The organism is Halomonas sabkhae (genome assembly GCF_030409265.1).
In the GTDB taxonomy this organism is placed as follows: Bacteria; Pseudomonadota; Gammaproteobacteria; order Pseudomonadales; family Halomonadaceae; genus Halomonas; species Halomonas halmophila.
In genome coordinates this window covers 62,580-74,126 of sequence record NZ_JAUFPM010000009.1, presented here as the reverse complement: position 1 = coordinate 74,126, position 11,547 = coordinate 62,580, and the positions used below count along the sequence as shown (strand labels likewise).

Below are 11,547 nucleotides of genomic sequence, written 5' to 3'. Positions count from 1 at the left end.
CACCTCGTAGTGTAAAGGGAGGTGTCTACAAAATCGGGGGCATAGCAGAAGGAAGAAGGAAGAAGGAAGAAGGAAGAAGCCAGGCTGGTGCCAGGGGTTGTGGCGTCAAGGGGGTTTATTCCAGGCGCGAAGCGCCGTTCTTCCCTCTTCAAGCGGCGCCAGCCGCGTTCTTACCTCTTCCAGGCGCACAGCGCCGTTCTTCCAGCTTCAAGCTTCAGCGCAGCCAGATCATGCTGGCCATGCGGCCGGTGACGCCGTTATCCCGGCGGTGGGAGTAGAAGCGGGGTTCACAGGCGGTGCAGAAGTGACCGCCGCTGATGCTCGAAAGCCCCAGACGTTCCAGCCGCAGGCGTGCCAGCTTGTAGAGGTCCGCCATGTAGTGGCCCAGCCGATAGGGGCTGGGGTGGAAGGCTTCCAGGGCCTCGGGCTGCACCGCGACGAAGGCCTGGCGCACTTCCGGGCCGACCTCGAACTGGGCATTGGAGATCGCCGGTCCCAACCACGCCATCTGCGACTCGGCGGGTACGCCCAGCGCCGCCACGGTGGCATCGAGAATGCCGCCGGCCAGGCCGCGCCATCCGGCATGGGCCACGGCCACACGCTGCCCGTCACGGTCGCAGAAGAAGACCGGCAGGCAATCGGCGGTCAGCACCACACAGGCATGTCCGCGATCCCGGGCCACCGCCGCGTCGGCATTCGGGGCCCTGTCGGTGTAATGCTGCTGGACACGACCACCGTGCTCCTGGTTGAGCCACAGCAGTGGCCGCTCATCGCCCACGACCTTGCCCAGCTGACGCCGGCAGAGCCCGACATGGTCGGGGTTGTCGCCGACATGCTCGGCCGGGTTGAAGGCCGCGAAGTCGCCCTGACTCGGCCCCGTCTCGCGGGTCGTGACACAGGCCGCCACGCTGTCGGGCGCCGGCCAGTTCGGATACACCAGCGTCGGGTCGAGATGAAGGGCATCACTCATCGCATGGTCTCCCGGTCGTCGCGCAGAAAGTCGAGCAGCATCAGCAGGTCGTCCGGCAGCGGCGCACGCAGGGTCATGGTCGCGCCGGTGGTGGGGTGCACGAACGACAGCTTGCGTGCATGCAATGCCTGGCGCGGGAACTCGCGCAGCACTTCCTTGAGGGTATCACCGGCCCCGGCAGGCAGCTTGAGGCGCCCACCATAGACCGGGTCGCCGATCAATGGATAACGCAGGTGCGCCAGATGGACCCGAATCTGGTGGGTACGTCCGGTTTCCAGCCGGCAGCGCACATGGGTATGGGCGCGGAAGCGCTCGATGACCCGGTAATGCGTCACCGCCGGCTTGCCGGACTCATTGACGGCCTGACGTTTGCGGTCCCGCGGGTGACGCCCGATCGGTGCATCCACGCGCCCACCCGCCGTCATCTGGCCCACGGTCACCGCATCATATTCACGCGACACCGTGCGCGCCTGCAGCTGCTCCACCAGGGCATGCTGGGCGGCCAGCGTCTTGGCGACCACCATCAGCCCGCTGGTGTCCTTGTCCAGGCGATGCACGATCCCGGCGCGGGGTACCGACGCCAGGGCGTCGCAATGATGCAGCAGACCATTGAGCAGGGTGCCGTCCGGATTGCCGGCGGCGGGATGGACCACCAGACCCGGCGGCTTGTCGATGATCAGCACATCGTCATCCTCGAACACCACCTGCAGCGGAATATCCTGCGGCGCGAAGCGCGCCTCTTCCTCGAGCTCCGCCGTCAGCGCCAGCCACTCGCCGCCATGCACCCTGTCCCGGGGCCTGGCCGGCACGCCATCGACGGTCAGGGCCCCCTGCTTGATCCAGGCCTTGAGACGTTCCCGAGAGTAGTCGCTGAACAACTCGGCCGCCGCCTGATCGAGGCGAAACCCCGCCATGTGGTCGGGTATGCGTTGCTGGGCATCGAGGGTCTGAGACATGGGCGCGTCTTGGGTCCGTCTGAGAGAATGAGGCAGTATCCGCATAGCGTTGGCACAATACGCTTGTGATGACTGCGTTTCAGCGCAAGGTGCTTTATAGTGGGCGGATCAAGGCCGATTCTAGCACGGCCGCCCAGGGTTGTTTGACACGAGGATCACGATGCGCGTTTTCACGACCGGTACTCGCCTGGCTGCCATGATGCTGGCGACTGCCCTGCTGGCCGGCTGCGCCAGCACCGAGGAAGAAGAACAGGCGCCGGATGTCGCCGAAAGCCAGCTTTACCAGGAAGGCCGTGCGGCCCTGGAAGATGGCCGCTACACCACCGCCGTCAATCGGCTGGAGGCCATCGACACCCGCTACCCCTTCGGCGAGCATGCCGAGCAGGCCCAGCTCGAGCTGATCTATGCCCACTTCGAAACCGATGACTGGGAAGCCGCTCGCGCCGCCGCCAGCCGCTTCATTCGCCTGCACCCCGATCACCCCCAGATCGACTACGCCTACTACATGCGTGGCCTCGCCTCCTGGGAAGCCGGGCGCTTCAGCCTGGAGTCATTGCGGCTGATCGACATCGCCAAGCGCGACCTCGGCGCCACCCGCGATGCCTACTCGGACTTCCGCGACCTGGTACGCAACTACCCCAACAGCCAGTACGCACCGGATGCCCGTCAGCGCATCGTCTACCTGCGCAACCTGCTGGCTCGCCACGAGCTCGAAGTCGCCGACTTCTACCTGCGCAAGGGCGCCTACCTGGCCGCCATCAAGCGGGGCCGCTGGGTCATCGAGAACTACCCCGAGGCCGATGGCACGCGCGACGCCCTGGCGGTGATGGTGGAAGGCTATCTCGGCCTGGACATGACCGAACGCGCCAAGGAAAGTCTGCAGGTGCTGATCGACAACGCCCCGGACCACGAACGCCTCGACGGCCGCACCTTCGACCCCCGCTACATCGACGCCGAGGTGTCGGCGTAAGGAAGAAGGAAGAAGGAAGAAGGAAGAAGGAAGAAGGAAGAAGGAAGAAGGAAGAAGGAAGAAGGAAGAAGGAAGAAGGAAGAAGGAAGAAGGAAGAAGGAAGAAGGAAGAAGGAAGAAGGAAGGCAGCATGAACCCCGACGGCATGGGGTCAAGGTTTTTCTTCCTTCTTAAAGCGGCGCTAGCCGCGTTCTTGCCTCTTCAAGGCGCGAAGCGCCGTTCTTCCAGCGGCGCCAGCCGCGTTCTTCCCTCTTCCAGGCGCGCAGCGCCGTTCTTCCAGCTCCCGGCGCAGCCGGGGTCAATCCCCCGGCTGCCAGCCGTTGACGATGGGGTAACGACGGTCGCGGCCGAAACCGCGGCGGGTGACACGCACCCCCACCGGCGCCTGGCGACGCTTGTATTCACAGCGGTCGACCAGGCGCACCACCTTGTAGACATCGTCGTGGTTGAAGCCGGCGGCGATGATCGCTTCGGCGCTCATGTCGCCCTCGATGTAGCGCACCAGGATGGCGTCGAGCACGTCGTAATCCGGCAGCGAGTCGCTATCCTGCTGATCCGGCGCCAGCTCGGCGGAGGGCGGGCGCTCGATGACGCGCTCGGGAATCGCCGGTTCCTGACTGTTGCGCCAGCGTGCCAGACGATAGACCCAGGTCTTGTAGACGTCCTTGATGGCGTTGTAGCCACCCACCATGTCGCCGTAGAGGGTGGCATAGCCGACCGCCATCTCGCTCTTGTTGCCGGTGGAGAGCACCATCAGGCCCTTCTTGTTGGAAAGCGCCATCAGCAGCACCCCGCGGCAGCGTGACTGCAGGTTTTCCTCGGTGGTGTCGCGCTCGGTACCCGCGAAACTGGCGGAAAGGGTCTCCATGAAGGATTCGACCATCGACTCGATGGGCAGCACCTCGTACTCGACCCCGAGCATCCGGGCCTGTTCGGCCGCATCCTGCTTGGAGATGTCTGCCGTGTAATGGTAGGGCATCATCACCGCGTGCACGCGTTGCGGCCCCAGGGCGTCCACGGCGATGGCCAGCGACAGGGCCGAGTCGATGCCGCCGGAGAGCCCCAGCACCACGCCCTGGAAACCGCTCTTGTTGACGTAATCGCGCAGCCCGGTGACCAGCGCGCAGTAGAGGTTCTCCTCGGCGCTGACGTCTTCATCGACCTCGCCGGCACGTGGCACCCAGGCACCGTCTTCCTGCACGAAGAGCACCGGCATCAGGCCGACCGACCAGTGCGGCGCCTGTACGCGAAGCTCGCCATTGGCGGCCACGCAGGCCGAGCCGCCGTCGAACACCAGCTCGTCCTGACCGCCGATCTGGTTGACGTAGACAATCGGCAGGCCGACCTCGCCGGCCCGCTGCTCGAGCAGCGCCAGACGCTCGGCGGGCTTGTCCTGATGGAAGGGCGAAGCATTGAGGGTGATCAGGATCTCGGCGCCGGCATCGCGCGTCTGCTGAACCGGCCCTTCTTCCCAGACATCCTCGCAGATCAGGATACCCAGCCGGGCGCCCTTGTGTTCTACCACCAGCGGCGCATCACCGACGCCGAAATAGCGCTGCTCATCGAAGACTTCATAATTGGGCAGGGCCTGCTTGGCATATTCGCCGACCCATTCGCCGTTATACAGCACGCCCGCCAGATTCCAGTTACCGCCCTCACGGCGTCCCGGATAACCGACGATCACCATGACATCGCGGGCCACCTTTTCCGCCATGCGGGCACGCGCCTCGCGCAGCCGGGTCTCCAGCGAGGGGCGCAACAGCAGGTCCTCCGGCGGATAGCCGGTCAGGAAGAGCTCGGGCAGTATCACCACATCGGCACCATGCTCGATGCGTGCCTCGCGTACCGTCTCGATCGCCGTCTCGGTATTGCCGGGAATATCGCCGACCAGCGGGTCGAGCTGGGCCATCACCAACGTCAGGTCTTGCATGGGCGTCAAAATCTCTCGAGAATCCATCGATACGGCCATTGTCCCGCAAGGGCGGCCGTCAGGCAAAGCCGACCGCCCCAAGCCCGACTTCCAGGGAGCCGCTCAAAGGATGAACCTCTTGCTGATTCGCCTGATCATCTTCGCCGTGCTGTTCTTCGCCGGCCTCAAGCTGTATCGCATGTACCGGGAATGGCAGCAGGACCGCAATGCCGATGACCGGGACGATACCCCCGCCAATGCCATGGTGCGCTGCGCCTGGTGCCAGGTGCATCTGCCCGAGAGCGAGGCCCTGCGCGAGCGCCGGGAATGGTTCTGCTCGACCGAGCACCGCGACAAGTACCTTGCCGAGCAGGATAGCGAGGAATAGCACCGACCTGCCGTCCGCTCAGCCCGGCAGGCGGCCGGCCAACCGATAGGGCAAGGGGTCGACGATCGGCTCGCGTCCGAGCAGTTCATCGACCAGCAGACGCGTCGCGGCGGGCGCCAGCACCAGGCCATTGCGATAGTGTCCGGCATTGACATGCAGGTTGGTGAAACCCGGCACGGCACCGATGAAGGGCACGCCATCCGGTGACCCCGGACGCAGCCCCGCCCAGTGATGCACCACCGCGCAGTCGGCCAGCGCCGGCACGATGCGGGTCGCCGAGGCCCACAGGGATTCCCGCGCCGTGGCGCTCAGCGATTTGTCGAAGCCGCTCTCCTCCAGGGTCGAACCCGCCAGCACGCGGCCATCGGCGCGGGGGATCACGTAGCGCCCATCCATCAGCACCACGCGCCGCACCAGGCCGGGCTCGGCCTGGAACTGGATCATCTGGCCCTTGACCGGGCGCACCGGCAGTTTCACGTCGACGCTGGCCAGAAGCGACGCCGCCCAGGCGCCCCCGCAGACCACGACCTGATCCGCCCGGTAGCGTCCCCGGCCCGTCTGCACCGCATCGATTCTTCCGCCGCGGCCCTCCAGTCGCTCGACCTCGCAGCCTTCGAGCAGCGTGACCCGGGGGATCGCCTGCAGGCGCGAGCTCAGGGCGCGGGCCAGCCGCGGATTGCGCAGACTGCCGAGGGTCGGCATCCACAACGCCTCCTCGCACCCCGGAGCCGCCGAGGGCTCCTTGGCGTAGAGAAAGTCGGCGGACACGCGCTCGAGCGGCTTGCCCAGGTCACGCGCCCAGGCCATTGCCGCCGCCTCTTCGTCGACACGCAGGTACAGGAGCCCCTTCTGGCGGTATTCCGGGTCAATGCCGGTCTCCTCCAGCAGGCGCAGCGCGAGCTCCGGATAGCGCCCCTCCGACCAGGCGGACAGCCGCGAGATGGGGGCCGTGTAGCGCCACGGATAAAGCGGCGAAACGATCCCGCCACCGGCCCAGGAGGCCTCACGGCCGCACTCGCCACGCTCGACCAGGGTCACCGAATGCCCCGCATCGGCCAGTTGCAGCGTGGTCAGCATGCCGATGACACCGCCACCCACGACAAGAAAATCACTCACGCAATCCGTCCTGAATCTCTGATGGAAGACATGGAGGCAGCCGCTAACGTCAGAGTAACGACGCCGTCACCTCCTCGACCGAGCGAGCCCTCATGCAACGCCAGGATGACATCGCCCTCTCCCCTGATGACGGGCCGGCACCTCCCGCCCGCGGCCCGTCGGCCGGCATGCGTCAGGCCGGAATGACGCTGCTCGAACTGTGCCTGGTGCTGAGCATCCTGGCCATCACCGCCGGCTGGGGCTTGCCCGGCCTGAGTGGCCTGATGGCACGCCATGAGGTCGCCGTGGAAGTCATGAGGCTCCAGGATAGCCTGGCGACGGCCCGCCATACCGCCATCAGTCGACGCGCCATCGTCACCGTCTGCCCCAGCGCAGACGGCAGCGGCTGCGGTGATGATTGGACGGCGCCGTTGAGCATCCTCGCCGGGGAAGTCGGCCAGCCGCCCGCTGAGCAGACCCTGCTCGGCCGACGCCGCGCCAGCCGACTGAACGCCATCACCTATCGCCAGGACCAGCGCCCCGTGCGCTACCGGCCCGACGGGCGTGCCACCGGCCACAACGGCACCTTTCGGCTCTGCGGCCGACACGGCGAAGGCGCTTCGCTGATCCTCAGCAACTTCGGCCGCGTCCGCGTGATCGAGGACAGCCCGGCCGGTTGCTGAACCGCCCCTCACTGCCAGCTTACCAAGCGCGTCTCGACAGGAGAATTGGGCAGACGCGGATGGCCGACCCGATGCTGGAGGTCGCCATCGATTCGCATGTCGCCATGCGCCAGCAGCGCGCCGGCCAGCCGCGATCCGGCCTCCAGCTCGATATCGCCGGCCGCGAGCAGCCAGGCACGCGCCGTGCTCGACAGCCGGATGTCGCCACCGGCCAGGATGGCGACATCCAGGCGCTCGCCCTGGCCGACCTGACCCGCCAGCGTGACATCCCCTCGGGCCATCAGGGTGGCATGGTGAAAGTCGGCCGCGGCGGCGACCTCCAGGCGTCCCGGGCAATGGTAGACTTGACCATTGCGGTCGCCGCTGGCCTCGAAGCGACAATAGGCCTGTCCCTGCGCATCCGTGCGCACGTTCAAGGCCACGGCAGCGTCGGGCGGCGAGGTGTCGATGGCCGGCAGGCCGATGCGCGCGTCCGCCGCAACGGCGGCATTGGCATGCGCGTCAGCCCGCGACGCCAGGTCGGAGGGGGCGACGATGCGTCCGTCGGCCAGGGCGACAAAACGCACCAGGCGCGCGGCAGCACGCGAGAAGGCCACCTCGGCCACCACCGGCCGACTGGCCGCCTCGAGGTCACCGCTCGCCGTGATGAAGGCGCCCATGGCCACAATCTGCCGACGCTGCGACGGCGCCTCCAGGTAGCGATAGACACAGCGTTGCGGGGCGACACAGCCGCCGGAGGCCGCCGCCTCGCCGCCGAAGCGAGCCGGGTCGGTGAAGTCCTGCCAGGTCAGCGATTCGAGGCTGACAGTAGCGGGCTGTACGTGCATGGCCGCAGGGTCCTGCAACGCCGACAGGCCCCGGGAGAGAGCCGCCTCGGCATTCAGCTGCGCCTGGGCCGAAAGCTCGAGGTTGCCGGCCAGGCGCTCGGTCGTCAGCGCCGCACGCAACCCGGCCACGCCCAGCATTGCCCCCAGGGCCAGCAGGATCAACACCACGGGCAGGGCCATGCCCTGGTGGCGCTGCTGCCCGGCACCCCGCCACGGCGCCCTCATGGCGCGGCCTGCGTGGCCCGGCGCACCGCCATCCGCCGATCCATGCCATGCAGCACGACGGGGGTCGCCTCGGCGAGCGGCTGCAGGCGAATGCGATACAGACCGGCAGGCCCCGCCGCCTGCACGGGCCGACTCGTCGCACAGCTGGCAGCGGTCGCTGCCAGGCCATCCACCAGCGGCTCGCCGGCATGGCTGTCGTGCAGGCTGCAGCCTTCCCCGTTCGCCGCCTCCACCAGGGCATAATGCCCCGGCTCGACACCACCGCGGCGAATATCGCGCAGCACCAGGAGAGCGCCCAGCATCACGGCCTGCTGACGCTGGCCCAGCGCTTCGACCCGGGCCAGGTTATCCACCCCATCCAGATACACGCGCCCGGCCCCCAGCAATACCAGCATGCCGATGGCCATCGCCACCATCAGCTCGACCAGCGACACCCCGCGCTCGACCACCCGGCAGCCCCTCATGGCGCCACCTCCGGCAGGCGCGTGGTATAGACCAGCGCGCCCGAGCCATCGCCCGCCAGTCGTGATGCCGACCATTCGAGTGTCACCCGGTAGGTGCAACCCGGCCCGCCCAGCGCGATCTCGCCTTCCAGGCCCGGGAGCCGGTCACGCCAGCGCGCCTGCCAGGCGGCCACGTCCGCGCCCGGCGCGGGACAGTCTCCCGCCTCGAGGCGCGACCAGAGCAACTCGACGGCGTCCTGCGCCGCCAGGCTGGCCAGCCCGCGCTGATAGCCCAGCTGAGCCCCATGCAGGGATTCCAATTGCACCGAGGCCATGCCCAGCAGCCCCACCGAGAGCACCACCAGCGCGATCAGGGCTTCGAGCAGCGTGAAGGCATATTGCGCTCTGACGGCCCCCATCCCGACCTCCTTGCGCACGCCGCTTACCAGCACTCGGCCGGCAAGCTTCGCCCGCTGGCCTCCAGACTCAGAACACGGCACCGCCCGGCGACGGCGTCACCGTCAAGGGTCGCCGTCAGCCGATAGTCACTCCTGGCCAGGCTGGCCGTGATGCGGTAGTGACCGGCGTCGGAAAATGCCGGCGTGTCGATGCAGTCATGGTAGGAGCGGGACCGGGTGCGACAGCGCTCCAGCCGCCCCGCCAGCTGCATCAGCGCCGCCTGCCCCTCCGTCACCCTGGCGTCGGCCAGGGCCGTCCGGTAATGCGGGTAGGCGACGGCAACGAGCGCGCCGAGAAGCGCGGCCACGACCAGCAGCTCGAGCAGCGTGAAGCCGGTCTGTCGGCAAGCATCTGCCGGACGGCGTGCATCCGGCACTGGCGAGTGGCACATCTCCCTGTCCCCCGGCGTGACGTCCTGTCCCCCAATATGGAACAGGAGTGGCGTGGGCGACAGGCGGGGCACATGCAGAGTACGCATCCTCCCGCGGGCGGCACATGAAGAGGCTGATGCCCCACCAACAAAACGCCGGGCGCATGGCCCGGCGTCGTGCGATCAGGGAGGCGGCGCCGGGGTCATTCGCTGACGATGACCTGCTCGCGCAGTTCACGCGGCATGGAGAAGGTGATCGTCTCCTCGCGGCCGGCGATTTCCTCGGGGGCCTCGGCGCCCAGCGAGCGCAGCTGCTCAATGACGCCGTTGACCAGCACCTCGGGAGCACTGGCGCCGGCCGTGACACCCACTGTCTGGATGCCCTCCAGCCAGGCGGGTTCGATCTGCTCGGCATTATCGATCAGATAGGCCGGAGTGCCGACACGCTCCGAGAGTTCGCGCAGGCGGTTGGAGTTGGAGCTGTTGGGGCTGCCCACCACCAGCAGCAGGTCACTGCCCGCGGCCAGGTCGCGCACGGCATCCTGGCGGTTCTGGGTGGCATAGCAGATGTCATCCTTGCGCGGCCCCTCAATCTCGGGGAAGCGCTCGCGCAGGGCATCGATCACCCGCGCCGTGTCATCCATGGACAGCGTGGTCTGGGTGACGAAGGCCAGCTGCGTGGGGTCCTTGACCTCGAGGCGCTCGACGTCCTGCTCGTCCTCGACCAGATAGATCTGGCCGCCGCGCGAGGTGTCGTAGCGCCCCATGGTGCCCTCGACCTCGGGATGCCCCTGGTGCCCGATGAGGATGCACTCCTGGCCATCCCGGGCATAACGCAGGACCTCCATGTGCACCTTGGTGACCAGCGGGCAGGTGGCGTCGAAGACCTTGAGGCCGCGCCGGTCCGCTTCTTCCTGCACGGCCCGCGACACGCCGTGGGCCGAGAAGATCACGATCACGTCGTCGGGCACCTCGTGGAGTTCCTCGACGAAAATCGCCCCGCGTTCGCGCAGGCTGTCGACCACGAAGCGGTTGTGCACGACTTCGTGGCGCACATAGATCGGCGGACCACAGACATCCAGCGCGCGATTGACGATTTCGATGGCGCGATCGACACCGGCGCAGAAACCGCGGGGATTGGCCAGCTTGATTTGCATGATTGCCTAGCCTCGGTGCTCGGGCACCTCTGGACATGATGAGTACAAAATAGCAGAGCGGCTCAGTGCGTCGTGGCGGGCGTCACCTCGATGACTTCCACCTCGAAGGTCAGGGTACGCCCTGCCAGGGGGTGATTGAAATCCACCTCGACCTGTTTCTCGCCGACTTCCTTGATGACCCCGGGCAGCTCACCGCCGGCGGCATCCGCGAAGGACATGACCATGCCGGATTCCGGGGTCTGGTCGCCGAAATCGTCGAGGGCGATCATCTGCACATTCTGCGGATTGTGCTGACCGAAGGCATGCTCGGGGGAAACCTCGTAACTGCCCTCGTCACCGGCCGAGAGCCCCATGATGGGACGCTCGAAGCCCGGCGGCAGGTTGCCGTCGCCGACCTGGAAGGTCGCCGCCTGCTTGTCGCGGGTCGAGTCGACCACGGTGCCATCTTCCAGCTTCAGGGTGAAATGCAGGGTGACCTGCATGCCCTCGTCGATGCGGTGGGCGTTCGCGTGTTCATCGCTCATGGGCGTTCTCTCCGGGGTCTCGAACAGGGGGATGTCGGTGGCCGGGCGTCAGCGGCGCCGTCGATCGCCGAACAGCGACTCGATGATCAGGCCGATGGCGCCCAGGGTGATGCCGATATCCGCCACATTGAAGGCCGGGTAGTACCAGCCGGCGGCGTGGAAGGACAGGAAGTCCACCACATAGCCATGCAGCAGCCGGTCATGCAGATTGCCCAGGGCACCGCCAATGACCAGCGCCAGGGCGGCGCCGAGCATCTTCTCGTCGGCCCGCAGCCGACGCATCCAGATCGTCAGGCCGACCGTCGCCGCCACCGCGATGGCGGCAAAGAACCAGCGCTGCCAGCCCGGATGGTCGGCCAGGAAGCTGAAGGCCGCGCCGGTGTTGTGCAGCAGCGTCAGATTGAAGAACGGCAGCACCTCCACCGGCCTGGCGTAGGCCAGGAAATGCGTCGCCAGCGCCTTGGTCGCCAGATCGAGAACGACCACCGCCGCGGCCAGCCACAGCCAGCGCAGCGGGCGTTGCATGGGCGCCGCGGCGGTACTCCGTGAGTCATCCTGCTCAGTCATCCGGC

General features: G+C 67.2%; 14 protein-coding genes. 3 read left to right on the top strand and 11 right to left on the bottom strand.

Annotation, left to right across the window (positions count from 1 at the left end):
• Nucleotides 1–214 precede the first annotated feature (214 nt).
• Both pgeF and rluD read right to left on the bottom strand, forming a co-directional pair.
• Nucleotides 215–970: a peptidoglycan editing factor PgeF gene (gene pgeF / locus QWY79_RS07820; RefSeq protein WP_290271566.1), complete on the bottom strand. Its 756-nt coding sequence runs from the start codon at nucleotides 968–970 to the stop codon at nucleotides 215–217.
• Nucleotides 967–1,926, bottom strand: a complete 960-nt coding sequence (gene rluD, locus QWY79_RS07815) for a 23S rRNA pseudouridine(1911/1915/1917) synthase RluD (RefSeq protein ID WP_290271564.1) — start codon at nucleotides 1,924–1,926, stop codon at nucleotides 967–969. Before rluD ends, pgeF begins: the two co-directional genes overlap by 4 nt.
• 160 nt (nucleotides 1,927–2,086) lie before the next feature.
• On the opposite strand from rluD, the gene QWY79_RS07810 reads away from it, so the two are divergent.
• Entirely contained in the window at nucleotides 2,087–2,896 is an 810-nt protein-coding gene (locus QWY79_RS07810) for an outer membrane protein assembly factor BamD (RefSeq protein WP_290271562.1), read from the top strand.
• A 297-nt stretch (nucleotides 2,897–3,193) separates the two neighbouring features.
• On the opposite strand, the gene QWY79_RS07805 is transcribed toward QWY79_RS07810, so the two are convergent.
• Nucleotides 3,194–4,825, bottom strand: a complete 1,632-nt coding sequence (locus QWY79_RS07805; protein ID WP_290271560.1) for an NAD+ synthase — start codon at nucleotides 4,823–4,825, stop codon at nucleotides 3,194–3,196.
• A 109-nt stretch (nucleotides 4,826–4,934) separates the two neighbouring features.
• Between QWY79_RS07805 and QWY79_RS07800 the strand changes: the two genes are divergently transcribed.
• Entirely contained in the window at nucleotides 4,935–5,192 is a 258-nt protein-coding gene (locus QWY79_RS07800) for a PP0621 family protein (RefSeq protein ID WP_290271559.1), read from the top strand.
• A gap of 18 nt (nucleotides 5,193–5,210) precedes the next feature.
• Here the strand turns inward: QWY79_RS07800 and thiO are convergent, their stop codons facing one another.
• Nucleotides 5,211–6,308 carry a glycine oxidase ThiO gene (gene thiO / locus QWY79_RS07795; RefSeq protein WP_290271557.1) on the bottom strand — a complete coding sequence of 366 codons (1,098 nt, stop codon included), beginning with the start codon at nucleotides 6,306–6,308 and terminating at the stop codon, nucleotides 5,211–5,213.
• A gap of 92 nt (nucleotides 6,309–6,400) precedes the next feature.
• On the opposite strand from thiO, the gene QWY79_RS07790 reads away from it, so the two are divergent.
• Entirely contained in the window at nucleotides 6,401–6,970 is a 570-nt protein-coding gene (locus tag QWY79_RS07790) for a GspH/FimT family pseudopilin (protein WP_290271556.1), read from the top strand.
• Between the two features lie 8 nt (nucleotides 6,971–6,978).
• On the opposite strand, the gene QWY79_RS07785 is transcribed toward QWY79_RS07790, so the two are convergent.
• The 7 genes from QWY79_RS07785 to lspA all read right to left on the bottom strand — a co-directional run bounded on the left by QWY79_RS07785 (nucleotide 6,979) and on the right by lspA (nucleotide 11,542).
• The gene (locus QWY79_RS07785; RefSeq protein ID WP_290271554.1) at nucleotides 6,979–8,022 is read right to left on the bottom strand and encodes a pilus assembly PilX family protein; all 1,044 of its coding nucleotides are present in this window, start codon (nucleotides 8,020–8,022) and stop codon (nucleotides 6,979–6,981) included.
• On the bottom strand, nucleotides 8,019–8,486 hold the full coding sequence (locus QWY79_RS07780; RefSeq protein ID WP_290271552.1) for a PilW family protein: 468 nt from the start codon (nucleotides 8,484–8,486) through the stop codon (nucleotides 8,019–8,021). The genes QWY79_RS07785 and QWY79_RS07780 overlap by 4 nt, the downstream gene beginning before the upstream one ends.
• Nucleotides 8,483–8,884: a type IV pilus modification PilV family protein gene (locus QWY79_RS07775; RefSeq protein ID WP_290271550.1), complete on the bottom strand. Its 402-nt coding sequence runs from the start codon at nucleotides 8,882–8,884 to the stop codon at nucleotides 8,483–8,485. Before QWY79_RS07775 ends, QWY79_RS07780 begins: the two co-directional genes overlap by 4 nt.
• 23 nt (nucleotides 8,885–8,907) lie before the next feature.
• The gene (locus QWY79_RS07770; RefSeq protein ID WP_290271549.1) at nucleotides 8,908–9,315 is read right to left on the bottom strand and encodes a type IV pilin protein; all 408 of its coding nucleotides are present in this window, start codon (nucleotides 9,313–9,315) and stop codon (nucleotides 8,908–8,910) included.
• 182 nt (nucleotides 9,316–9,497) lie between these two features.
• Nucleotides 9,498–10,451: a 4-hydroxy-3-methylbut-2-enyl diphosphate reductase gene (gene ispH, locus QWY79_RS07765; RefSeq protein WP_290271547.1), complete on the bottom strand. Its 954-nt coding sequence runs from the start codon at nucleotides 10,449–10,451 to the stop codon at nucleotides 9,498–9,500.
• Nucleotides 10,452–10,513: 62 nt separating this feature from the next.
• A complete protein-coding gene (gene fkpB, locus QWY79_RS07760; protein ID WP_141320694.1) occupies nucleotides 10,514–10,975 on the bottom strand; it encodes an FKBP-type peptidyl-prolyl cis-trans isomerase in 462 nt (153 codons plus the stop codon).
• A gap of 48 nt (nucleotides 10,976–11,023) precedes the next feature.
• Nucleotides 11,024–11,542: a signal peptidase II gene (gene lspA, locus QWY79_RS07755; protein WP_290271544.1), complete on the bottom strand. Its 519-nt coding sequence runs from the start codon at nucleotides 11,540–11,542 to the stop codon at nucleotides 11,024–11,026.
• Nucleotides 11,543–11,547 lie beyond the last annotated feature (5 nt).

What these genes read in the sequence shown, in the direction of transcription:
- lspA (WP_290271544.1), bottom strand. Translation starts at nt 11,542, where the DNA reads ATGACTGAGCAGGATGACTCACGGAGTACCGCCGCGGCGCCCATGCAA.
- rluD (WP_290271564.1), bottom strand. Translation starts at nt 1,926, where the DNA reads ATGTCTCAGACCCTCGATGCCCAGCAACGCATACCCGACCACATGGCG.
- QWY79_RS07775 (WP_290271550.1), bottom strand. Translation starts at nt 8,884, where the DNA reads ATGGGGGCCGTCAGAGCGCAATATGCCTTCACGCTGCTCGAAGCCCTG.
- pgeF (WP_290271566.1), bottom strand. Translation starts at nt 970, where the DNA reads ATGAGTGATGCCCTTCATCTCGACCCGACGCTGGTGTATCCGAACTGG.
- QWY79_RS07780 (WP_290271552.1), bottom strand. Translation starts at nt 8,486, where the DNA reads ATGAGGGGCTGCCGGGTGGTCGAGCGCGGGGTGTCGCTGGTCGAGCTG.
- fkpB (WP_141320694.1), bottom strand. Translation starts at nt 10,975, where the DNA reads ATGAGCGATGAACACGCGAACGCCCACCGCATCGACGAGGGCATGCAG.
- QWY79_RS07785 (WP_290271554.1), bottom strand. Translation starts at nt 8,022, where the DNA reads ATGAGGGCGCCGTGGCGGGGTGCCGGGCAGCAGCGCCACCAGGGCATG.
- QWY79_RS07810 (WP_290271562.1), top strand. Translation starts at nt 2,087, where the DNA reads ATGCGCGTTTTCACGACCGGTACTCGCCTGGCTGCCATGATGCTGGCG.
- QWY79_RS07770 (WP_290271549.1), bottom strand. Translation starts at nt 9,315, where the DNA reads ATGTGCCACTCGCCAGTGCCGGATGCACGCCGTCCGGCAGATGCTTGC.
- QWY79_RS07805 (WP_290271560.1), bottom strand. Translation starts at nt 4,825, where the DNA reads ATGCAAGACCTGACGTTGGTGATGGCCCAGCTCGACCCGCTGGTCGGC.
- ispH (WP_290271547.1), bottom strand. Translation starts at nt 10,451, where the DNA reads ATGCAAATCAAGCTGGCCAATCCCCGCGGTTTCTGCGCCGGTGTCGAT.
- QWY79_RS07790 (WP_290271556.1), top strand. Translation starts at nt 6,401, where the DNA reads ATGCAACGCCAGGATGACATCGCCCTCTCCCCTGATGACGGGCCGGCA.
- QWY79_RS07800 (WP_290271559.1), top strand. Translation starts at nt 4,935, where the DNA reads ATGAACCTCTTGCTGATTCGCCTGATCATCTTCGCCGTGCTGTTCTTC.